General features: G+C 32.2%; 26 protein-coding genes. 14 read left to right on the top strand and 12 right to left on the bottom strand.

Translation table 11 applies throughout. The annotated features are described in order from the left end of the window. Nucleotides 1-2 precede the first annotated feature (2 nt). The 3 genes from IWX83_RS06225 to IWX83_RS06215 all read left to right on the top strand — a co-directional run bounded on the left by IWX83_RS06225 (nt 3) and on the right by IWX83_RS06215 (nt 1,540). Nucleotides 3-302 (top strand): 2TM domain-containing protein, encoded by a 300-nt coding sequence (locus IWX83_RS06225; protein WP_073354262.1) that lies wholly within the window; start codon nt 3-5, stop codon nt 300-302. Between the two features lie 73 nt (nt 303-375). After that, nucleotides 376-711, top strand: coding sequence for a 2TM domain-containing protein (locus IWX83_RS06220; protein ID WP_073354261.1), 336 nt, complete (start codon nt 376-378; stop codon nt 709-711). Nucleotides 712-772: 61 nt separating this feature from the next. After that, a complete protein-coding gene (locus tag IWX83_RS06215; RefSeq protein WP_196828398.1) occupies nt 773-1,540 on the top strand; it encodes a LytTR family DNA-binding domain-containing protein in 768 nt (255 codons plus the stop codon). A 106-nt stretch (nt 1,541-1,646) separates the two neighbouring features. Here the strand turns inward: IWX83_RS06215 and IWX83_RS06210 are convergent, their stop codons facing one another. The 6 genes from IWX83_RS06210 to IWX83_RS06185 form a co-directional block, all read right to left on the bottom strand. Further along, entirely contained in the window at nt 1,647-1,829 is a 183-nt protein-coding gene (locus IWX83_RS06210) for a CsbD family protein (RefSeq protein ID WP_091258074.1), read from the bottom strand. 238 nt (nt 1,830-2,067) lie between these two features. Then, complete coding sequence (locus tag IWX83_RS06205; protein ID WP_196828396.1) at nt 2,068-2,841, bottom strand: CDP-alcohol phosphatidyltransferase family protein; 774 nt, start codon at nt 2,839-2,841, stop codon at nt 2,068-2,070. A gap of 63 nt (nt 2,842-2,904) precedes the next feature. Next, nucleotides 2,905-3,927, bottom strand: a complete 1,023-nt coding sequence (locus IWX83_RS06200; protein WP_196828394.1) for a COX15/CtaA family protein — start codon at nt 3,925-3,927, stop codon at nt 2,905-2,907. A 51-nt stretch (nt 3,928-3,978) separates the two neighbouring features. Then, entirely contained in the window at nt 3,979-5,424 is a 1,446-nt protein-coding gene (locus IWX83_RS06195; protein WP_370568391.1) for a CCA tRNA nucleotidyltransferase, read from the bottom strand. Nucleotides 5,425-5,436: 12 nt separating this feature from the next. Further along, nucleotides 5,437-5,811 (bottom strand): GxxExxY protein, encoded by a 375-nt coding sequence (locus IWX83_RS06190; protein WP_196828392.1) that lies wholly within the window; start codon nt 5,809-5,811, stop codon nt 5,437-5,439. Between the two features lie 203 nt (nt 5,812-6,014). Continuing rightward, nucleotides 6,015-6,602 (bottom strand): L-threonylcarbamoyladenylate synthase, encoded by a 588-nt coding sequence (locus IWX83_RS06185; protein ID WP_196828390.1) that lies wholly within the window; start codon nt 6,600-6,602, stop codon nt 6,015-6,017. 68 nt (nt 6,603-6,670) lie between these two features. On the opposite strand from IWX83_RS06185, the gene IWX83_RS06180 reads away from it, so the two are divergent. The 3 genes from IWX83_RS06180 (at nt 6,671) to IWX83_RS06170 (ending at nt 9,683) form a co-directional block, all read left to right on the top strand. Continuing rightward, nucleotides 6,671-7,630, top strand: coding sequence for a hypothetical protein (locus IWX83_RS06180; RefSeq protein ID WP_196828388.1), 960 nt, complete (start codon nt 6,671-6,673; stop codon nt 7,628-7,630). Nucleotides 7,631-7,727: 97 nt separating this feature from the next. Next, a complete protein-coding gene (locus IWX83_RS06175) occupies nt 7,728-8,831 on the top strand; it encodes a glycosyltransferase (protein WP_196828386.1) in 1,104 nt (367 codons plus the stop codon). A 30-nt stretch (nt 8,832-8,861) separates the two neighbouring features. Beyond that, nucleotides 8,862-9,683 carry a polysaccharide deacetylase family protein gene (locus IWX83_RS06170; RefSeq protein WP_196828384.1) on the top strand — a complete coding sequence of 274 codons (822 nt, stop codon included), beginning with the start codon at nt 8,862-8,864 and terminating at the stop codon, nt 9,681-9,683. A gap of 282 nt (nt 9,684-9,965) precedes the next feature. Here IWX83_RS06170 and IWX83_RS06165 read toward each other — a convergent pair whose 3' ends face one another. Further along, complete coding sequence (locus IWX83_RS06165; RefSeq protein WP_196828382.1) at nt 9,966-11,105, bottom strand: glycosyltransferase family 4 protein; 1,140 nt, start codon at nt 11,103-11,105, stop codon at nt 9,966-9,968. 221 nt (nt 11,106-11,326) lie between these two features. Between IWX83_RS06165 and IWX83_RS06160 the strand changes: the two genes are divergently transcribed. Next, nucleotides 11,327-12,088 carry a lipopolysaccharide kinase InaA family protein gene (locus tag IWX83_RS06160; RefSeq protein ID WP_196828380.1) on the top strand — a complete coding sequence of 254 codons (762 nt, stop codon included), beginning with the start codon at nt 11,327-11,329 and terminating at the stop codon, nt 12,086-12,088. Here the strand turns inward: IWX83_RS06160 and IWX83_RS06155 are convergent. The 4 genes from IWX83_RS06155 to IWX83_RS06140 form a co-directional block, all read right to left on the bottom strand. Further along, a complete protein-coding gene (locus IWX83_RS06155; protein ID WP_196828378.1) occupies nt 12,071-12,859 on the bottom strand; it encodes a glycosyltransferase family 2 protein in 789 nt (262 codons plus the stop codon). The two genes, IWX83_RS06160 and IWX83_RS06155, sit on opposite strands and share 18 nt — an antisense overlap. A 63-nt stretch (nt 12,860-12,922) precedes the next feature. Continuing rightward, a complete protein-coding gene (locus IWX83_RS06150) occupies nt 12,923-13,987 on the bottom strand; it encodes a glycosyltransferase family 9 protein (protein WP_231379838.1) in 1,065 nt (354 codons plus the stop codon). Between the two features lie 20 nt (nt 13,988-14,007). Beyond that, nucleotides 14,008-14,988, bottom strand: a complete 981-nt coding sequence (locus tag IWX83_RS06145; protein ID WP_196828376.1) for a glycosyltransferase family 2 protein — start codon at nt 14,986-14,988, stop codon at nt 14,008-14,010. A 37-nt stretch (nt 14,989-15,025) separates the two neighbouring features. After that, the gene (locus tag IWX83_RS06140) at nt 15,026-15,841 is read right to left on the bottom strand and encodes a 2,3,4,5-tetrahydropyridine-2,6-dicarboxylate N-succinyltransferase (RefSeq protein ID WP_196828374.1); all 816 of its coding nucleotides are present in this window, start codon (nt 15,839-15,841) and stop codon (nt 15,026-15,028) included. A gap of 167 nt (nt 15,842-16,008) precedes the next feature. Between IWX83_RS06140 and IWX83_RS06135 the strand changes: the two genes are divergently transcribed. From IWX83_RS06135 to IWX83_RS06120, 4 genes are all read left to right on the top strand, one after another. After that, a complete protein-coding gene (locus IWX83_RS06135) occupies nt 16,009-16,242 on the top strand; it encodes a hypothetical protein (protein ID WP_073021492.1) in 234 nt (77 codons plus the stop codon). After that, nucleotides 16,232-16,513 (top strand): type II toxin-antitoxin system RelE/ParE family toxin, encoded by a 282-nt coding sequence (locus IWX83_RS06130; RefSeq protein ID WP_196828373.1) that lies wholly within the window; start codon nt 16,232-16,234, stop codon nt 16,511-16,513. The genes IWX83_RS06135 and IWX83_RS06130 overlap by 11 nt, the downstream gene beginning before the upstream one ends. Before the next feature lie 45 nt (nt 16,514-16,558). Then, nucleotides 16,559-16,975 (top strand): Holliday junction resolvase RuvX, encoded by a 417-nt coding sequence (ruvX, locus tag IWX83_RS06125; protein ID WP_073353750.1) that lies wholly within the window; start codon nt 16,559-16,561, stop codon nt 16,973-16,975. 118 nt (nt 16,976-17,093) lie between these two features. Then, the gene (locus tag IWX83_RS06120; protein WP_196828371.1) at nt 17,094-18,590 is read left to right on the top strand and encodes a malate:quinone oxidoreductase; all 1,497 of its coding nucleotides are present in this window, start codon (nt 17,094-17,096) and stop codon (nt 18,588-18,590) included. A gap of 40 nt (nt 18,591-18,630) precedes the next feature. Here IWX83_RS06120 and IWX83_RS06115 read toward each other — a convergent pair whose 3' ends face one another. Beyond that, the gene (locus IWX83_RS06115; protein ID WP_196828369.1) at nt 18,631-20,856 is read right to left on the bottom strand and encodes an FUSC family membrane protein; all 2,226 of its coding nucleotides are present in this window, start codon (nt 20,854-20,856) and stop codon (nt 18,631-18,633) included. Nucleotides 20,857-21,049: 193 nt separating this feature from the next. Here IWX83_RS06115 and def point away from each other — a divergent pair, with 193 nt between their 5' ends. The 3 genes from def to mazG all read left to right on the top strand — a co-directional run bounded on the left by def (nt 21,050) and on the right by mazG (nt 23,069). Beyond that, nucleotides 21,050-21,637: a peptide deformylase gene (gene def / locus IWX83_RS06110; protein WP_073353741.1), complete on the top strand. Its 588-nt coding sequence runs from the start codon at nt 21,050-21,052 to the stop codon at nt 21,635-21,637. Between the two features lie 89 nt (nt 21,638-21,726). Beyond that, entirely contained in the window at nt 21,727-22,215 is a 489-nt protein-coding gene (locus IWX83_RS06105; RefSeq protein WP_073353737.1) for a DUF5606 domain-containing protein, read from the top strand. An 80-nt stretch (nt 22,216-22,295) separates the two neighbouring features. Next, complete coding sequence (gene mazG / locus IWX83_RS06100) at nt 22,296-23,069, top strand: nucleoside triphosphate pyrophosphohydrolase (protein WP_196828367.1); 774 nt, start codon at nt 22,296-22,298, stop codon at nt 23,067-23,069. Nucleotides 23,070-23,120 lie beyond the last annotated feature (51 nt).

The raw sequence follows: 23,120 nt of genomic DNA, 5'->3' as shown, positions 1-23,120 counted from the left end.
TCATGGAAAATACATATCAAAATGACGAGCGCTATTTTAGAGCAAAAAAACAAATTGAAGAAATAAAGGGGTTTTATGGGAACTTGGTTTCCTACATCGTCTTTAACAGCATATTACTCGTCATTAATCTCGTTACATCGCCAGATCATCTTTGGTTTTATTGGCCTTTGTTTGGTTGGGGAATTGGAGTGGTTATACACGGACTAAGAGTGTTTAATTACATGCCTTTTTTGGGTAAAGATTGGGAAGAGCAAAAGATCAAACAAATAATGGATCAGGAAAATAAAAAAAACTGGGAGTAATACGATTTGCCAAACAGGAAATTAGAATATGAATTGTTGAGGTCTAACAAAGTATCATTTAAAATTAAGTACAATGCGAAATAAAGTTGAAATGGATTATAACAACCTTCAATCCGAGGACAGATATGCAGAAGCCCAAAAAAAAGTAAAAAAGTTAAAAGGGTTTTACAGCCATTTGATGATTTACATTCTAGTTAACATTTTTATTTTTGTTTTGAATGTTAAGGATCTTTCACCAGGCGAAAGTTATTTTAAACTAGAAAATTTCTTTACTGCATTTTTTTGGGGAATAGGACTATTCTTTCATGGATTGTCCGTTTTTGGTGGTAATATCTTTTTTGGAAAAAACTGGGAAGAAAGAAAAATCAAAGAGTTTATGGAGAAAGAAAAAAGTGAAAAATGGGAGTAAAAAGGAGTATGCAGTAGCAGTATTCAGTTAAACAAATAACCAAATTAACGATTTTACGTAAATGACCACAATAATAATTGAAGACGAAAAACCAGCTGCAAGATTACTGCAAAGAAAACTGGAAAAACTAAATATTCAAGTAGGAGTGATGCTGCATTCAGTAGAAGAAGCACTCGAATGGTTTTCTAAAAATGAACACCCGGATCTGATTTTTTTAGACATTCAGTTATCGGATGGATTATCGTTTGAAATTTTCGAAAAAGTTGCAATTAAAAGCGCCGTAATCTTTACAACAGCTTATGATGAATACGCGCTTCGTGCTTTCAAATTGAATAGTATCGATTATCTTTTGAAACCCATTGACGAAGATGATCTTGAAATTGCAGTTGCTAAGTTCAAGTCGCTTTTGCCAAAGCAAGAATTACAATCTCAAAATCTCGGAATCGATTTTGAGCAAATCAAAAGGATGCTGACCAATCCGTTTGAGAAAAATTATAAAAAACGGTTTACGGTAAAAATAGGCCAACATTTGAAAGTGATTTCCATTGAAGAAATCGAATGTTTTTTTAGTGAAAATAAAGGAACCTATTTGCATACTTTTGACAACAGGAATTATTTAATCGAATGTACTTTGGAACTTTTAGAGCAGGAATTAGATCCCGCAGATTTCTTTCGAATCAGTAGAAAATTTATAATTCCGCTGAAAGCAATCAAAGAAATTGTCGTGTACAGCAACTCTCGTTTGAAAGTTATTTTGCCTTCGTATAAAGAGGAAGAAGTGATTGTGAGCAGAGAAAAAGCATCCGATTTTAAGACGTGGATTGGTTAGTTTTATAACATATAAAACTGTTTCAATTGAAAGTTAAAATGTCCTAAAAGGGAAATTTTTGAATCTAACAATTGAAACAGTTTTAAGTCATTTTAGGATGTAAAAATTAATCAAATAATGATTTAATTTCCTTCTCTGTCTTACCTAATTTTTGTTGTAATTTACCCCACATTTCATCTTCTTTTCCTTCTTCGTATAGTAAATCATCATCCGTCAAATCAGCAAATTTTTGTTTCAGTTTTCCTTTCAACTCATTCCAGTTTCCTTCAATCTCTTTTGAATTTGGCATAATATCTAAGTTTTAAATTACTATTTGTTCTTTACAAATTTCGTTAATTTAAACGCTAAAAATGTTATATAATTCTATTGAACTATTGCATAATTCCTATGGAATACGTTTCCTTATTTTAAATTATACTACTCAAATTTGTTGCAACTACGGTTGTAGTAAATGTTAAAGTGACTTGATGTAAGATCATGGTAACGTTTATTTTAGGTAATTGATATAGATTATCTCTATAGTAGTTTTACGCCTTAAAACAGGCCTTCCTAATGCTAATTATTCCAAAAATTAAAGCGGTATAGATTATGAAAAACGGGATGATGTATTCTATTAAATGGAGAGACAGCATGACGGCTATAATCAGTAATTGAAAGCCCAATCCATAAATACTGACTAGGGTCATAAACCAGTTAGGAAAGGTTTTTACTTTGTACGCCTCTTTGTCTAATGTGTGAATTATTTTGTCAAACACACCGTAAACGATTGAGTAAACAAAGAATAAAATATCAACAGATTTTTGAGTTTCTCCAGGTAAAGCTCGAGGAGATTTATATTCAAAAATTTTACTAGTTGTATCTCCACCCACTGATTTGTTTCTTAAAATCACATAGTAATAATTGTATAAAGTTCCTTGCAATTGTATGCCAAAAAAGGCTAAAATAGTAAGCCAGATACTCGTTTTTGAAACGTAACAAATGGTCATGAAAAACAGAAAATTAAGGATGATATCAAACACGCTGTCTAAGTATCTTCCTGTGTAGGAAGGCGTGTTTTTTAAGCGTGCCAATTCTCCATCCGCAGCATCGATTCCTGATTTTAATAGTATGAAAATACTAGCCAAGTAGAATGATTCATTGATAATAAAGTAAATAGCAATCAAACCTGAAACACCAAATAGCAAGGTAACATGAATGGGAGTAAAGCGGGTACTTTTTAATTGATTGGCGAGAAATTTCCCGAATGTTCTTCCATAATCTGATAAATCTAAAAATTTATCTTGAGGAGCAAGTTTAGACATTTATGCTTATAAACAAAGAAATGTGACAATATAGTCAGGTAATGATGGTGCTAAATTATGATTTTATTTTGATAATCGATGCAAGGAGAACGTCATTGCTGTCAAGAGAAAGAAAGCCATTATTTGATGCGCTAAACCTAACCAAAGCGGAACCCCATACAACAAGGTAAAAACACCTAAGGCAAATTGGAAAAATACAAAAACAACTAAAACTTTAATGGCGCTTTTCTGCAGTATAGTAAGTAGGTATTTCCTACTAATAAAATACAAAGCTATAATAAGTCCCACTACAACATAAGCCATGGTTCGATGCACAAATTGAACGCCGCTTTTTCCTTCAACAAGATTCAAAAACAATGTTTTTTGCTCAATGAACACGCTGTCGTGAATCAATTGTCCATCACTCATTAAAGGCCAATGGTTGTGTATTAAACCGGCATTTAAGCCGGCAACAAAGCCACCGTAAATAATTTGAATGACAAGAAAAACTAGTGCTACGCGCGCCAGATTGCGCAATGGAACAATGATTTGTGTTTTGTTGGGAAAAATTAAATCCAATGCAACCCATAATGTGTAAGCAAAAGTGATAAAGGCGAAAGTTAAATGTAAGGCCAATCTAAAATGGCTTACATCTGGATTGTCAATTAGACCGCTTCGTACCATAAACCATCCCAAGAATCCTTGAAAACCGCCCATAAATAGTAATACAACACATTTTTTGATAGTCTCGCGTGAAAGACGTTTTTTTAGTAGGAAGTAGATAAAAGGAATAATAAAGGCTAGACCAATAATACGTCCTATTAAACGGTGAAACCACTCCCAAAAATAGATGAATTTATAATCGCTAAGTGTAAAATCGTTATGGATATTAATTTTTTTATACTCTGGAAATTTTTTATATTCTTCAAAGGCTTGAGACCATTTTGCTTCTGACAAAGGGGGGAAGGTGTCGGTTACTAAATGCCAATCAGTCATGGATAATCCAGAATTGGTCAATCTTGTAATACCTCCTACTACAACCATAATAAACAATAATAGGCAACCCGATAGCAACCAAATGATAACGTAATTATTCTCTTTTTTCATTGTTTGAAATTAATTTGCACAAAGATATTTGAAAACCTATGAATTGTTAATTCAACAAGCGTTAATCTTTAGGCCAATTTTCGCTGCTTTTTTTAGCATAAATTGATAGGCTGCCTGATATTCATTTGGGATTTCTCCTTCTAGAATCGCTTCTTTAATTGCTTCCTTAAGCATCCCTATTTCCTTAGATGGCTTCAAGTTAAATAGCTCCATAATTTCTTCTCCTAAAATAGGCGGTTGAAAATTACGTACTTGATCACGTTCTTCTACTTCCACAATTTTCTTGCGGACGATTTCAAAATTATTATGATATTTCTTGAACTTATTTGGATTCTTGGTTGTAATATCGGCTTCGCACAACGTCATTAAATTTTCGACATCTTCACCTGCATCAAATACCAAGCGGCGTACTGCAGAATCTGTAACCGTATCTTGCGATAATACAATTGGCCGCGAACTCATCATGACCATTTTTTGCACAAATTTCATTTTATGATTCAATGGCATGTGCAAACGTTCAAATATCTTTTTTGCCATCTTACCACCCAGAAACTCATGTCCGTGAAAAGTCCAGCCTTGCTTTTTATTAAAACGTTTTGTTGGCGCTTTTCCAATATCGTGCAATAAGGCCGACCAGCGCAACCATACATCATCCGTATTTGGACAAATATTATCAACGACTTCCAGCGTGTGATAGAAATTATTTTTATGGGTATGACCTTCGATTTCCTCCACTTGATTCAGCGCAGTCAATTCGGGAAGGATAATATCTAAAATTCCTGTTTTGAACAAAAGCAAAAATCCTATGGAAGGCTTGTCTGTCAAAAGGATTTTATTCAGTTCATCAACGATGCGTTCTCCAGAAATGATTTTGATTCGTTCTGCGTTTTTGGTTATAGAGTTCAACGAATTTCCTTCAATTTCAAAACCTAATTGATTCGCAAATCGAATGCCTCTTAACATGCGCAATGGATCATCAGAAAAAGTAATATCTGGATCCAAAGGTGTTCTAATTATTTTGTTTTTTAAATCTTCGAGTCCATTAAATGGATCGGATAGTTCTCCAAAATTTTCTTTGTTTAAAGATAGTGCCAAAGCATTTATCGAAAAATCGCGTCGGTTTTGATCGTCTTCCAGCGTTCCATTTTCCACAACTGGATTCCGACTCTCAAAATGGTATGATTCTTTTCTGGCACCTACAAACTCAATTTCAGTATCTTCAAAACGCAACATCGCTGTTCCGTAAGTTTTGAAAACTTGAACTTTTGGTTTTTTTGGAAGTAGTTGAGAGACTTTTAAAGCTAATTCGATTCCGCTGCCTACAGCAACAACATCGATGTCTTTTTTAAAGTCTCTGTTTAAGATCAAGTCACGTACGAAGCCACCAATGACATAACTTTTCATGTTTAGTTCTTGGGAAGCTTCAGAAATGACTTCGAATATTTTATTATGTAGTGCTTGTTTGTAATTGTTTGAAATAGCCACGGATTCACAGATTTTTTTCAACTATTATTTAATTATTCTTTTGTATTCAAGTGAGGTCTTATTGAAATTGACTAAAATTGCAAGTCTATGACCTGAAACATGCAAATAATTTAAACATTGAGAAATATGCTTTTCATGTAATGATTCAGTACTTTTTATTTCAAGTATAATTTTGTCTACAATAACAAAATCGGCATAGAATTTATGATTTAAAACGATGTCTTTATAATGAACTAAATATTCTTTTTCTCTTTCAAAAAAAATTCCATTTGTTTTTAATTCATATTCGAATGCATCTTTATATACAATTTCAGAAAATCCTTTCCCGAGGTTTTTATGGACCTCCATCAAGGCTCCAATAATTTTATAAGTATCTTCTTCGTATAAATAGTTTGACATTTTACAATAAAATTTATTTAAATCACTGATTTTGATTTTTTATAGTACTATCTGAAATTTCAATAAATGTTTAAATCGCCGCAGATTCACTTATTATAATTGAATCCCTTTCTGAAATCGCGTTTTTCTTTAAACTTATCGAGAATCAGTGTTTTTGTCTTTTGTAATCTTATTTAAATCTGTGAATCTGTGGCTGCAAAAAACTATTTTCGAATCACTTTCACCTGTGAATCGTTTGTCAATTTTATAATTGTAGAAGGTTTTCCAGCAATTTTATCGCGCTGCAAATTTACAATATAGTCTACACCTTTTATAATCTCGGGACTAATTTCTTTAAAACTTTTTGGTGTTGGTTGCCCTGAAATATTTGCCGAGGTAGAAACTAATGGTATTTTCATCTTTTCTAATAGTTTAAAGCAGAAAGGCTCTTTTACAATTCGGATTCCCAATGTGTTGTCTGGAGCGATTAAATTTGGTGCTACATTTCTTGGTTTATCTAATATCAAGGTGATAGGGTTTTGCGCGGCCTGTTCGCTTTCGCTAAGATCTGATAAATCCATGATTTGCCAGGCAACTTCAGGAATGTCTTTGAAAACGTTGTACATCATTTTTTCGCCATTCATCAAAACAATCATGCTTTGTGTTTCGATTCTTTTCTTGAGTTTGTAGATTTTGGCAACTGCTTCTGCATTTGTAGCATCACAGCCAATTCCCCAAACGGTGTCTGTAGGATAGAGGATAATTCCGCCTTGTTGTATAATTTCGAATGCTTTATGGACTTCGTCGTTCATTTTAATTTATGAATTAATGATTAACTTATTACTTTTGCAATGTATAATTATTTACAAATATAAGCATAATGACAAAAATTAAAAAAATAGCAATTATTACGATTCATACTTTTGGATATGTAGATTTTATAGTAGATCGACTGAATTCAATGGAAAACGTTGACTTGACTTATGTTAATATTGACTTAATTCCATTTTCATACAGAAATAAATTTTCTAGAATCAGTAATTTTTTTTTTAAATTATTTTTAAGTCAAGGTTTAAAAGAAAAAAACAAAACCAATTTCATTAAGAAAGTAATTAAAGACAAAAACATAATATTTGATCAGGTAATGATTTTCAGACACGATAAATTCCAAAAGGACGCGCTAATTTATTTGAAGGAAAATACAATTGAGATGACCTGCTTTTTATTTGATGGAATTGAAAATTATAAAGGACAGAAAAAAACACTGTATTTGTTTGATACTGTTTATAGTTATGATAAGAATGATGTTCAAAAATATAATTTTCAATTTTTGACCAATTATATTTATGATGATGAAATTCAAAAGGAAACTAAAGTGCAAACAGTTTTCAATATTTCTTCATTTGACAAAAGAGTCCTGTTTTTAGAAAAACTGGCATATTACTTAAAAGATAAAAATATTTCTTTCCGTTTTATTGTAAAAAGAAAGAAAATATGCAATCGCAATAATATTGAAATTGTTGATCAATACTTGCCATTACATGAAGTTAAAAAAATAATAGCTAAAAGTTCAGTCTTGATCGATATACAAAGAGGAAATCAAAGTGGATTAAGTTTTCGTGTTTTTGAAGCACTGGGATACCAAAAGAAGTTAATTACTAGTAATGCGGATATTGTTAATTATGATTTTTATGATAAAAATAACATTTGGGTTATTTCAGAAACTAATTATGAAATACCAACTGCCTTTTTTGAAACTGATTATCAAGAGATTCAGACTGATATCTTAAATAAATATAAGTTAAGTAATTGGATTTCAGTAGTTTTTAAAATAAATTAATACCTACATTTAGCTTTGGTTTTTAGGTACTTTTTAAGTTGCTTTGTATTGCTAAAAGTGTATTTTTACATAGAAAATATAAGGTAATAAAAAGCAAATGAGATTAATACATTTTACTGCTTCAAAAGTTTGGAGAGGTCACGAACAAATGATAATTGATATTTATGAATCTTTTAGAGATAACGAATTTGCTAAAGATCAATTAATTGTTTGTCCAAATGATTCTGAAATCTACAAAATTGCTAAAGATCGAAATTTAAACGTAAAAGGATTTGATTACAAGTCGGAATATGATTTTAAATTCGCTAAAAAATTCAAGCAAATTGCATTAGAGTTTCAATCTAACATTATTCTAATGCACAATAGTAAATCACATACTTTAGCTGTTTTATCATGCATTTTTTATGGTTTAGATGTTCCATTAGTGTTGTTTCGAACTTTAATTAAAAACGTAGGGACTAATTTTTTCAGAAAATACAAATACAATTATAAAGGGATAAAAAAAATTATCTGTATTTCGGAGCCTGTGGTTGAGATTCTTAAATTATCCATAAAAGATCATTCCAAATTAACAGTTATTGGTAGTGTAGTTGATACCGCTAATTTTCTTCATAATGTAAAAACAGGGTACCTTCACAAAGAATTTAATATTCCAGCAGATTTTAAGATTATAGGCAATGTATCGGCATTTTGTAAAGTAAAAGATCATTATACCTGGGTTAATACTGCCGAAGAACTTTATAAAAGAGGATTAAAAGCTAAGTATTTTTTGATTGGCGATGGTTCAATGGAGCAAGAAATCAAAGAGTACGTGAAATCAAAAGGTTTAGAAAATGAAGTTATATTTACTGGTTTTAGAAATGACATAAATAGGTGTCTACCGGAGTTTGATTTGTTCTTATTTACCTCAAATAATGAAGCTACTGGAGGTGTTATTCTCGAAAGTTATGCCTGTAATGTTCCAGTTGTGGCCTCTAGGGCTGGCGGAATTCCCACAGTGTTAATTGACAATGAAACTGGTTTGTTAGCAGAAGTTGGAAATTCAATCGATTTTGCCAATAAGGCAGAGGCTTTAATTAATGATAAAGTAATGCAGGATCAATTTGTCTTGGCAGGTGCTGCATTTTTATTAGCAACTTCTACAAGATTAATAATTGGGACAAAAATATTGAATGTATTGAATGAAGTTTTAGTTCTTTAATAATTACATTTAGCTCTAATATAATAAAGTATGATTTACGGTATATTTATAGTGGTTTTCATTATTGTTTCCTTTTTGGCTTTTTTAAATTTTCAGTTTAAATTACTTTCTTCCGCTTCAAAAAAAGTAAGAATCCTGGAATATCATTCCATTTCAATTGACGGTTTTGAAGATCAAATTACCATCAGCAAAGAGAAAATAATAGAACAGTTTGACTATTTGAAGAACAACCATTACACGATACTCTCTTTATCAGATTTTGAAGAATTAAATAATAAAAAACAGTCATTGCCACCTAGATCTGTCGTACTTACTTTTGATGACGGCTTTTTAGATAATTACAGTGAGTTATATCCTTTGCTGAAGCAGTATAACTTTAAGGCAGTTTGTTTTATTGTTTTGGGAAGAATAGGACAAAAAGCAGATTGGAATGGAAAATTTGTCTCTGATAATATGATCATGATGAGCAAGCGGCAATTATTAGAAGTAAGTTCTCATATCGAATTAGGCTATCATACTTTTAAACATGATAATTATGCGGACTTAACTTTAGAAGAAATTGAGAAGGATCTTCAATTGTGTCAAGAAGTAATTAAAAAGGAGGGTTTAAATGTGATCCCAGCATTAGCATACACTTATGGCGGATATTATAGAAAGAAAGGAATTAAACAAGATCAGTTCTTTAAGTTGCTTGAAAAATACGGTATAAAATACGGTCTTAGAATCGGCAATAGGATAAATGTATTTCCTTTTAAAAATAAGTATCTCATTCAGCGTATAGACATTAGAGGCAGAGATACAATGGAAGATTTCAAAAAGAAATTGATTTTTGGTAGAAAGAAGATATTTTAACAATTATAAACTTTCATTTTTTTTAGCGTTGCATTCTAATTTAATAGCCGTGTAACGATTTACGTAATTTTTTAATCTTAACTTGTTTTTAAACAGTTCGGTCCTTTAATTTTAATTTACTTCTTAAAGTGGATTTATTTATTATTTCTATTAGGTCGTTTTCAATTTCTTATAATCTCTAACTGTATCTAAAAAGCTAGATTCCTTCGTTAATTATTGCCGCTGTATTTGTGGTTCAATTTCTAAAGGTGATAGAAGAATTTCCCAAGACACTTTTTTTTATCAATTAAAATGCCTTGTGGATTTTTTTTGTTCATTTCCATAAATTACAGATTTATACAGTTCTAAAGTTTTTTTAGCCATGATAGTGCTGGTATAATTAGTAATTAGCTTCTCTCTCGAAATTGCAGTGAATTTTGGAATTAATTCTTCGTTTTCAAACAGATAAAATATTTTTTCTGACACCTTTTTGAAATCGTATACTGGAGCCAAAAGACCATTTACTCCATCTGTAATAATTTCCGAAATTCCACCTACGTTGGTGCTGATAACTGGTTTGCAATGATAAAAACTTTCATAAATAACTAATGGTAATCCTTCACTTTGCGAAGTAATTAGTAGGGCATCAAATTGTGGAATAAAATTAGAAGCATGTGGAGTAAATCCTAAAAAGCAAATGTGGTTTTCTAATTCTAATGCTGCAACCATTTTTAAAAGATTCTCAGTTCTATCTGTAAAAGTGCCGATTTGAACAAAAAAGAAGTCTGTTCTTTTTTGTTCGTTAACAATTTCGTTAACGACCTCAATTAATGTTTCAAAATGTTTTGCTCTGATATGATTACCGATTATACCAATTATTTTTACAGATGGATCAACAGTAAATTTTTCTCTCAACAAAAAAGGAGTTTGCGTATTTTTAGTACTAATATTGGTCCCGTGGTAAATCGTTACTAACTTTTCTTTATCAATTATTGATGCCGCCGTGATTCTTTTAGTCTCTTCTGAAACGCATAAATATTTTTTAATTTTAGAATAATTATATTTATAGAGTGTCCCCTTTTTATTTTTGATAGGAAACGATGTCTTCTTGCTGAAAACAAAAGGAGGTAAACTGGCAAATTTATCAGCAATAATCGCTAAAACAATCGCTGATGGATCATGAAGATGGATAATATCAGCCTTATATTTTTTGCTTAGTTTTATTATTTTTAATACAAAACGGACATCTAGATTAATAGCTAAAGGAGCTGTTTCTGTTGTAATATTGGTTTTAGAAAGGCGCTGATGAAAAAGTTCGTCTTTTACGCATAACACTACATTTTTTACTTCTGGATTTGATGCTGCCAACTCGAAACATAGATTTTCGATGTGGTTTTCACCGCCGCCCCAACTTTTAACTGCTGAAATATGTAAAATTGTCATTCTTTTATTATTATTTAAAACTGCGGTTTTTAGTTATTTGTATATCGATTCTTCACTTAAATTCCCACTCCGTTTGCTGATAAATACGCAACAAAACACCCATTGTATACTCAAAGACCGATGCCAAAAAGCGGAATTAGTAAAAATTTTTGGGTAAAATTACATTAAATTTTTTAAGTGTTGAATTCAATACTTACTTTTGTCATTCAATTCTTCTTTTTATGAAATATATCTTTAATCCTTCTTACCAATCTTCTGAGAAACTAATTAGAACTTGTGTCGCTAATTTTGATGCAGCAGGAAAGCTATTTGGAGATGGTCAAAGAAATAAGATTAAACTGTTTGATTTAGCTGATATAACGATTAATATCAAGTCTTTTAAAATACCAAATCTAATTAATCAGGTGGCGTATAAGTATTTTAGAAAATCAAAGGCCAGACGCTCATTCGAATATGCTATTCGATTGATTGAAAATGGCATTGGAACACCACAACCAATCGCTTACGCTGAAAATTTTAAATTCTCCGGTCTTGAACAAAGCTTTTACATCAGTGAGCATCTTCAGTCCGATCTAACTTTTAGAGAATTAGTGCTGCATCCAGAGTATCCCGATCATGAAAATATTTTGCGGCAGTTTACTAAATTTACGTTTGATTTACATGAAAAAGGCATTGAATTTCTGGATCATTCTCCAGGTAATACTTTGATTAGAAAGGGGATTGGGAATCAATATGAATTTTTCTTGGTGGATCTAAACCGAATGAATTTTCACGGCGCGATGGACTTTGAGCTACGCATGAGAAATTTTAATCGGCTGACGCCAAAAATTGAAATGTTGGCGGTGATGAGTGATGCGTATGCAAAACTATATCATAAAAATTACGATGTTGTTTTTGCTAAAATGTGTTTTTATACCAATGATTTTCAGACCAAATTTCACAAGAAGATTGTGTGTAAAAAGAAATTATTGTTTTGGCGATAGCGAATTTTTATTCCAAAGTTGGTCTAATTCTAGGTATCGAATATAAACGGAATTGGCATTTAGGTAGCAGATAATCAATCCTTTCTTTCCATCAAGAAATCCTAATCGCGCAATATAATTGAACATAAAATTATATGTGGGATGTAAAAAGCGCAATAAAAAGGAAGGCTTTTGATTTTTAAGAAACTTTTCCTGTGCTTTAAGTTTTCCGTAGCGGATGGTTTTTGCTTTATACCCATCATAACTGGAATAGGAATAATGAACGAGTTTGTTTTTCAGAATACCTACTTTTCCCTGTACTTTTAATTTTTCGTGTACAAGTCTATCTTTACTGTATTCAGCATTGTTTTTATTAAAAAGTCTAAATATTTTATCCGTTTGATTTCCGCTGAAATGCAGTACTTTTTCTTGAAACATAAAGGTACGTTGGAAAAGAAATGCCGCAATTGTTTCGTTATTTTTCACAGTCGTTAGTACTTCTTTTTTTAATGCAGGAGTTAGTCGTTCATCTGCATCAAGAAATAAAATCCAATCGTTTTTGGCTTGAGATATAGCAAAATTTCTTTGTGAAGAATAATTTTCAAACTTATGTTGGATAAAAGTCACCTTTTTAAATGATCGACAAATGGCTTCAGTTTGATCTGTGCTGAATGAATCCACGACAATAATTTCAGCAGCAAAATCCAAATCAGCTAATAGAGCCTTGATTTGGTTCTCCTCGTTTAGAGTGATTATTAAAACTGAAATTTCAGTATTGGAATTATGATTCATTGCCTTTTGTCTGTTTTACAAAAATAGATTATTCTCTGGAACTTCAAATTTTAGAGTTACTTGTTATTTTAAATGTGTTTTTAAAAAAGTGCTTAATTTAGGATAAATTAACTCTGGAGTAAACTCTCTGTAAAATTCAGCCGTTTCTTTTTTTATAATTTTAGCAGATTTTCCTCTAAATAGATTGGGTTTAAATTCTTGAAGGTGCAGTGAAATATGATTAATACCATCTTCAAAAGTAGCCCATCCTTTTTTATCAATCCAGGGGGAAAAAACAATAAAGGAAGGTTTTTCTAAAGCTTTTGCCATATTTATAGCGCCACCATCATTACCAATTATTAGGTCACAGGAATCCATTATGGCAATAAACTCACGTATGTTTTTTCCTAAAGCTGTTGGGTAGATCTTAGATTTAGTTGCTTCTGTACATCCATCGTAAATTATTTTTGCTGCTTCATTTTGCTGTGGCATATAATTAAAGAGCAAATTAACATCACCTTTTGCAGCTATAAAATCAATCAGTTTTGACATATAGTCTAGTGGATAGGTTTTATCCAAACTACTTCCAATTATGCTAAGCATGATTGTTTTTTTTGACCTATTTATTGCTTGTGATTCAAAAAGCGAAGTTGCAAATTCTTTTTCCTTTTGTGAAACATAAATTCTAGGGAAAGTGTCTAATTTAATATCGAGATGCAGAGGATCTAGTAAGGACAAACGCTGCTCGATGATCAAACCTAAATTTGTACTTGATGTTTTTTTTCTTTTGACAGTATCGGTGTAAAGGAAGTCTCTTCCTTTTTTCCAATAGGAAATTTTTTGTTTTGCACCCGAAAATAGTACTACCAGCCAGCTTTCTAACTTGGAATAAGCATCGATAACGATATCATATTTTTCGGCACGAATGGATTGTAATAATTTAAAATATTCCCATTTGCTTATTTGATGCTTTTTTTCAAAAAGCACTAAATTATCAAAACTAGAATTGCCTTCTACAACGGCTCTTGTAGATTCATATACCATATAGTCTATTTGAGCATTTGGATACGCTTTGCGCAAATTATCGCATAATAGGGAGCTTACTAAAACATCTCCAATCATCTTTTGCTGAATTACAAGTATTTTCATTTGACGTGAAGTTAGAAAAATTATACTTTTGTTTTCAAGTAATTCATCGCACGAGGACTAATCCATGTTTGGTTTTGCAACACATTGAAATAATAAACAGTTAGGTTTTTAAGCATTAAAGGGTTCACTTTTAACTTTGGTATAAAAAATAGAAACACACTTATAAGGGACAATAATGTTTTCTCAATCAGTACCCCTATAAGCAATGCACTATGTAAATATAGTTGAATTGCTGGTGGAAATTGATTGCTAATATAAACATGTTTCGAAATGATTACTTCTGTTTTTGTGAGTGCTTTTGTCTTAACATTTAATCGGGAAGCACCACCATGTTGATGGAATATCGTTGCTTTTTTAGTGACAGCTACTTTTCCTCCGGAATCAGAAACTTTTTTGCAAAGGTCTACATCCTCAAAATACAGCCAGTAATCTTCATTCCAGCCTTTTATTTTGTCAAACCAGTTTCTACTTATGAACACCACGGCTCCTGTTACCCAATCTGGGTAAAACAAATCCGTTGCAGTGTTGAAACGTTTTTCCAGTTTTGTTTTATTCCACTTTCTGAAAAACGATCGTGAAATACCAAAAAAGCGACCCAAAGCCGGAAATAAATTATTCTGTTTGTAAAAAACATTATTTTCATTTATTTGCAAACAAGATAGAATTCCAATTTCAGGATGTGAAATAGCAGTTTGCAAAAGAACCTCTAAAGCTTCAAGAGTGAGTTTTGTGTCTGGATTCAAAAAAAGGAAATGGTTTCCCTGAGCCATACTTGCACCAAAGTTACAGCCATTAGAGAAACCATTATTACCAGAATTTTCTATAAATGTAAAACCAGAATACTTTTGTTTAAAAACAGGGAATTGCCCATCATTAGAAAAATTATCAACAATTATAACTTCAAAAGATAAAGTGTTAGAATTGATGGCCTCAATAGAGACTAAACAGTCATCTAAGGCTTTCCAACCGCGGTAATTAACTATAATTATTGAAATATCCAATAGGTGTTTTTTATAAGTTTTTTTAAGGAAAAGCGGATTAAACGGCTACGTTATATTCGCGCAATGCATCATTCAAAGAGGTTTTTAAATCAGTTGATGCTTTTCTTTGTCCGATGATCAAAGCACATGGAACTTGAAAATCTCCTGCTGGAAATGATTTAGTGTAACTGCCCGGAATTACTACTGAGCGCGCTGGAACAAAACCTTTCATTTCAACTGGAGTTGCACCAGTAACATCAATAATTTTTGTAGACGCAGTCAAACATACGTTTGCACCGAGAACCGCTTCTTTACCCACATGAACTCCTTCAACAACAATACAACGAGAACCTATAAAAGCACCATCTTCAATAATAACGGGAGCTGCTTGCAACGGTTCTAGAACACCACCAATTCCTACGCCACCGCTTAAGTGAACATGCTTGCCTATTTGTGCGCAACTTCCTACTGTTGCCCATGTGTCCACCATAGTTCCTTCGTCAACATAAGCACCTATGTTTACATAACTTGGCATCAAAATTACACCACTTGATATGTATGCTCCATAACGCGCGACTGCATTGGGAACTACGCGAATTCCTTTTTCGGCAAAGTCTTTTTTTAATAACATTTTGTCGTGATATTCAAAAATACCAGAATGTAACGTTTCCATTTTTTGAATAGGGAAATACATGACAACCGCTTTCTTTACCCATTCGTTTACTTGCCAGCTCTCAGCTACTGGTTCAGCCACACGTAATTTTCCAGTGTCAAGTAATTCAATAACTTCTCTGATAGCATCAGTTGTTGTCGTTTCTTGTAACAAAGCACGGTTTTCCCATGCTTGTTCTATAATCGGTTGTAATGGATTCATGTCTAAAAATTTTTAGCCAAAGATAGGATTTTTAACTAAAAGCAAAAAAGCAAAATGAGTTGAAAATGTTACAGATTTAACTTCTTGTTTGATTGTCTTTATACAAGAAGTAAGTTTAGATTTTACTTTGTAAAAATTTATATCTTTGTATAGTAAACGAAAGTATCATGGAAACAATTATATTAGAATTTCAACCAAGAATAAAAGCTAAAATTTTAGAGTTATTGAGTTCGTTTTCATCTGATGAATTAAAAATTGTTCAGGAAGATCCTAATTTCGATGAGAACAAGGAAAAACTAGATATTGCATATGCTAAACTCAAAAGCGGAAATGAAAAATTGTATACAGTTGAAGAAGCTGATGCAATTTTAGACAAAATATTTTCTGAATATGATAGTTAATATCTCAAATGAATTTTTAAAACTATTGACAGATCAGGTTCGTTACATTTATAAGGATAAGCCTAGAGCAGCTTTGAAATTCAGAAAAGATTTACTTAAAAATATTAAAAAAGATTTAAAACACCCCTTTCATTACAAAAAGTCAATTTATTTTGATAGTGAAAATATAAGAGATTACGTTTTCAAGGGCTATACTTGTGTTTATGAAATTAATGTAGTACAAAACACCATTTTTGTTTTCGGATGTATCAAATATAAAGATTCACTTTAGGTTTTATAAATCATCATTTTTACCTTTGATAAAAAATATAGATAAATGCCAAGAATTCTATCCATAGATTACGGACAAAAGCGAACCGGAATAGCTGTTACGGATGAAATGCAAATCATAGCTTCTGGATTAACAACGATTCCATCTGTAACTGCAATTGCTTTTTTGAAAGATTATTTCTCCAAAGAAAAAGTTGAAGCGGTACTTATTGGGGAGCCTAAACAAATGAATGGAGAACCTTCAGAAAGTGCTTCCATCATTAAGGGTTTTGTAACCCATTTCACTAACCATTTTCCGGATATGAAAGTGATACGGGTAGATGAACGATTTACTTCAAAAATGGCTTTTCAATCTATGATAGATAGCGGACTAAAAAAGAAACAAAGACAAAATAAAGCACTTATCGACGAAATTTCAGCAACGATAATGCTACAAGACTATTTAACCCGAAAAAGGATTTAAAACAGCGAATAAATACCTTGTTTTCTGCTAAAACGGTTTGATAAATGTAACTTTTTAGTCTAATTTTATGCTTTTTTTAGGAATTATATAATTTATCTTTGCACTATAAAACCATGTTATGTCTGATACAACCATACGTACAAATAGTGAAGTAGTTCTTATAGGTGCCGGAATTATGAGCGCCACCTTAGGCTTAATCTTAAAAGAATTACAACCAGATCTAAAAATTGAAATTTACGAAAGATTAGATATTGCTGCTGCCGAAAGTTCTGATGCTTGGAACAATGCAGGAACAGGTCACTCTGCTTTTTGTGAGCTTAATTATACTCCTGAAAGTGCTGATGGCAGTATTGATCCTAAAAAAGCAATTAGTATTGCAGAATCTTTTGAGATTTCTCGACAGTTTTGGGCTTATTTAGTGAAGCAAAATAAAGTTCCATTTCCTGAAAATTTTATTAAAAGTATCCCTCATCTGAGTTTTGTTTGGGGCGAAAAAAATGTAGACTATCTTAAAAAAAGATTTGAAGCTTTACATTCAAATCCTCTTTTTAAACAAATGGTTTTTAGTACTGATTTTTCAGAATTAAGCAAATGGATGCCTTTAGTTATGGAAGGCAGAAAAGATTCAGATAAAGTAGCCGCCACTTCGATGGCAATAGGTACCGATGTGAATTTTGGAGAGTTAACCCGGAGCATTTTTGGTTATTTAACAAAATTAGAAGGCGTAACCATTCATTTCAACCATGAAGTTCAAAAATTAAAACAACGAGAGGATAAATCTTGGAGAATAAAAATTACTGATTTGGCTTCAGGCCAAAAAAGGAAAGCATACACTAAGTTTGTTTTTATTGGAGCTGGTGGAGGCTCTTTACCCTTATTAGAAAAAGCAGATGTTCCTGAAGGAAAAGGGTATGGTGGATTTCCGGTAAGTGGACAATGGCTTAAATGTACTAATCCGGAAGTGATTGCAAAACACCAAGCCAAAGTGTATGGAAAAGCAAGTGTGGGTGCGCCACCAATGTCTGTTCCTCATATTGATTCCCGAATGATAAATGGAGAGAGACAGTTGCTTTTTGGTCCTTTTGCTGGTTTTTCCACTCGATTTTTAAAAAATGGTTCGTATTCTGATTTGCCTTTATCCATAAAAAGTGATAATATTATACCAATGATTGCTGCCGGTATAAAAAATATTCCGCTTACAAAATATTTGATTGAGCAAGTGCGTCAGTCTCCAAAAGACAGGATCAATGCTTTGAGAGAATATGTTCCAGGCGCTAAATCAAAAGACTGGGTTTTAGAACGAGCGGGACAACGGGTACAAGTTATCAAGAAAGATGAAAAAGGAGGTGGGATTCTGGAGTTTGGTACAGAAGTGATTACTACGGCCGATGGATCTTTATCTGTTTTGCTGGGTGCATCTCCCGGTGCATCAACTGCTGTTTCAATTATGGTAGATTTAATTGGAAGGTGTTTTAAGGAGCAATTTGAAACTCCGGAGTGGCAAGAAAAATTAAAAATAATGATTCCTTCTTATGGTCAAAAGTTGAATGATAATCCTATTTTATTAGAAGAAGTTAGGAAAGAAACGGCTGCTGTTTTAAAACTGAATAATTAGAAATTTTACAAAATAAATAAGAGGCGTTGAATGGTAGACTTTATCTACTTTCAGCGCCTTTTTCTTTAATAATTTTTGTCGTTTTGACGATGCTTTGAGATAAATTAATCAACCAAATTAATTGTTCTATTACCAATTGCGCTTCCTGCATTTTCAATTGGAATGCTTCTTCATCAATAGGAAATCCTTCTTTTAGTTCTTTTTCTCGAATGCTCTTTAATTCTGAAAACCGCATCGCTAAATCTTCTTTTGGAAGATTTTCTTGTAGGTTGTGGTTGTCTTTAAGTAATGAAATGGCATTGTCTAGGTTTTTAAGAACAGTATCAACCACTACATTAAACGCTTCAGAAGCGCTTGTGGTTTTATGGGATTGAATGTAAGTGCCTAAAGAAGCTAAAGAGGATAGTAACGAGTGATTTAAAACTGCTAGTTTATAAACTTGTGGCAATTGTTTTTGTTTGGATTTAGGTTCTTGTACCATTCTTTGAAACGAAGCCATCAAATTCCCAATTTCGATGAATGCATTTTTTCTTGCTAAACGATAGGAAGTAGAAATACTACCTTTTTTATTGTAAAAAATAGAAATTTCTTTTAGATAATCTTGATTCGCTTTGATCGCCTTTTCTAAATAAACAGGTACGTTTAAAAACTCCCAGGAAGGCCATAAGAAATGAGTTGCTAAAAAAGCTAATACAGCTCCTACAACGGTATCTAATATGCGGTACTGCACTAAATCGCCTATGTTTGGTGTGATTATTCCATAAATAAAGACAACATACATGGTTATAAAAGTTGCACTTACCTTATAATTTATTTGAGTAAAAGAGAATCCTAATAGCATACAAATTATGGAAAGAATACTAATGACACTGATATCCTTGACGACAAAAAGTATCCCAAAAGCAATTAATCCTCCAAAAAAAGTACCAATTATTCGATGTAAAGAACGGGCTTTTGTTAAGCCATAACCAGGTCTCATAATTACAATTACGGTCAGTAAAATCCAATATACATTGTGAAACGGTAAAAATTTTCCAATAATAAAACCTACCATCAATGTTATTGTTAACCGCAAGGAATGTCTAAAAATTGTTGATGAAAAACTAAAGTTTTCGGTTAGTGTAATCAACGGATAATACTGAGGTGTTAGAAATTTCTCTAAATCCTTATCAAGGCCTTTCAAATCCTGTGAGTTAAAATTAAGCGTGAAGGCACGTTCTACAATTTTTATTTTCTCTACTTGTTTTTCAGCATATTGTAACATGGTTGTTAACATAAAAACACCTTCAGAGGCAGTATTTTTTTTTAAATCATTTTCATAATCTGCAATGGCAAGTTGCAAGGAATTCAAATCACGCAGCAACGTATTTTTTGAAAGATACTTCGTGTGCTTTTTAACACTTTTGGATAATAGCTTTAAACTTGCTGCCAAATTGTAAGCCAAACGTTGATAGCTTAATAAAACATTTGGATGATCATCAAATTTTTGATGTAATTTATCATGATCGAATGCCGTGGATAAAGCGAGTTCAAGAATTTCAACTAATGAAATAAAAACCAAAAGCATTTTACGATTTTGATTAGAAGAGCCGGAAGTAGTATGACTACTAATGAGAACTTCCCTTATGTTTTGATGAATGGCATTTAGTTCAACCTGAAGATGCAATTGTTTTTCTATTATCGATTTTTTATCAGCATTTACAGTCCACAAATCACCCCGAAGTTTCAAGTATTTAGCAGTTAGTTTTATACAATCAGCAATTTGTAATTCGATATAGCGATGTGGTCTTACGTAATGAAAAATAAGGGAAATTAAAAGGTAAAATAAACTACCGGCAAGAATTAAACCTGAATGCACTACCATTGTCCAGCCTGTGTTGATGCTGGCAAAGGCCAATGACACAGAAATTAAGCAAGAGAAAGAAACCATGGTGGCGCGTTGACCATAAACGGATATCATCGATATAAGGAAAATCAATAAAGCTAAAAAAGGATAGAAAATCCACGATAAAGGATAAACAATATTAACTAGTAGATTAATACCAGATACCAGCAAAGCGGTGACAAGAATACCATTTATTTTGTGTTTTAAACTACTTGGGATATCACTTGGATAAGTAAAAAATGCACCAAGAGCCATGGCGAAACCCATCTCAAATTTACCTAAATAGGAAAATACTACAACAGGAATGACTGCCGCTATAGTAACTTTTATAGCATTGGTAAAATAAGTGCTGTCGGTAAATTTTCGTATTTTGTAAAACATATAATCGTATCGATGCAAAGGTAAGATTTGTATGAATTATACAAAGGATAAACGGATGTCTTTTGCCTTAAATTGTAAATATTAGCTAATTATTAACGGAGGATTATTCATTGTCTATTTTTTTACTATTTTTGCAAACTGAATCAAATGGGAATATATTCCAATTTCAGAAGATAATTTTTAATACAACACGATGATTTTACCAATTATAGGATATGGCGATCCAGTTTTAAGAAAGACAGGAGAAGTTGTTTCAAAGGAACATCAAAATTTGAAAGAAACGATTGCTAACATGTACGACACAATGTATAATGCTTACGGTGTTGGACTTGCTGCGCCACAAGTAGGATTAGCGCTTCGTTTATTTGTAATTGATACCACGCCTTTTAGTGATGATGAAGAATTAGAAGACGCGGAACAAAAAGAACTTAAAGGTTTCAAAAAAACGTTTATCAATGCAAAAATGATAAAAGAGGAAGGCGAAGAATGGAGTTTTAATGAAGGCTGTTTGAGTATTCCCGATGTGCGTGAAGATGTTTCTAGAAATCCAACGATAACAATTGAATATTGTGAAGAGGATTTTGTAATGAAAACCGAAGTTTTTGACGGGTTAATTGCTAGAGTAATCCAACATGAATACGATCATATTGAAGGTATTTTATTTACCGATAAGATATCGTCGCTAAAAAAACGATTGATTCAAAAGAAATTAAAAAATATCTTAGAGGGAAAAACGTTCCAAGATTACCGAATGAAATTTTTTGCCAAAAAAGGAAGATAAAAACACAGTATATAGCTTCTCTTGGTATGATTTTTGGTTTTAAACAGAAAAAATAGTAAGTCAAATTCTTAATAATAATTACAAAAAACATGAATTTAGAAAAAATATTAGCCATTTCAGGGAAACCGGGTTTATATGTATTGCAAGTACAAACGCGAACAGGATTTGTAGCCGAGTCATTAGTTGATGGTAAAAAAATCACAGTAAATTTAAAAAGTAATGTAAGCTTACTGTCGGAAATCTCAATTTATACGTATGAAGGTGAAAAACCATTAGCTGAAATTATGCAGAAAATCGCAGATAAAGAAAGCAAAGGGCAAGCAATTTCACATAAAGAAGATAATGCGAAATTAACTGCGTATTTTAAAGAAATTTTGCCGGATTATGATGAAGAAAGAGTGTATCCTTCTGATATCAAGAAAGTTTTAAACTGGTACAATATGCTTCAAGCAAAAGGATTAGTTACAGATGAAGCTCCAGTTGCAGTTGTTACTGAAGAAGTTGCAGCCGTTGCAGAAGAAACTCCTGAAGCTGAGGTGAAAGCTCCTGCTAAAAAAGCAAAAGCAAAAAAAGAGTAATTTTATACTACAATAATATTTAATCCTGTTCAGCTATTTTCTGAACAGGATTTTTTTATTTTTACCAAAAACAATTTCTGATGAATTCAAGACAAACCCAATTGCAAGCTTTCGAGAGATTACTAGATATTATGGATGAATTGCGTGAAAAATGTCCTTGGGACAAAAAGCAAACCATGCAAAGCTTACGTCATTTGACTATTGAAGAAACCTATGAATTAGGCGATGCAATTCTGGATAATGATTTGAATGAAGTCAAAAAAGAATTGGGTGATTTGCTGTTGCATATTGTTTTTTATGCTAAAATTGGAAGTGAAACCAATGATTTTGATATAGCCGATGTTTGCAATGAAATTTGTGACAAACTCATTCATCGTCATCCGCATATTTACAGTGATGTTGTAGTAAAAGATGAAGAAGAAGTAAAACAAAATTGGGAAAAACTTAAACTTAAAGAAGGTAAAAAATCTGTTTTAGAGGGTGTTCCAAGAAGTTTACCAGCTTTAGTGAAAGCAAGTAGAATTCAAGATAAAGTAAAAGGTGTTGGATTTGATTGGGAGGAATCGCATCAGGTTTGGGATAAGGTGCAGGAAGAATTGGAAGAATTGCAAGTTGAGGTTGAAGCAGGTGATCAGGATAAAATTGAAGCCGAATTTGGAGATGTTTTATTTTCGATGATTAACTACGCCCGATTTCTGAATGTAAATCCCGAAGATGCATTGGAACGTACTAATAAAAAATTCATCAAACGCTTTCAATATCTAGAAAGCAAAGCAGGCGAATTAGGAAAACCCCTAATGGACATGACTTTAGCTGAAATGGATATTTTTTGGGAGGAAGCGAAGAAGTTGTAGTATTCAGTGGTCAGTATTCAGTGTTCAGTCCCGATACTTCAGGATTAGTGT

The sequence above is a fragment of the Flavobacterium sp. CG_9.1 genome, assembly GCF_015751645.1.
Taxonomy (GTDB): domain Bacteria; phylum Bacteroidota; class Bacteroidia; order Flavobacteriales; family Flavobacteriaceae; genus Flavobacterium; species Flavobacterium xanthum.
The sequence above is the reverse complement of the archived record's forward strand: the minus strand, read 5'-3'. Positions and strand labels throughout refer to the sequence as shown.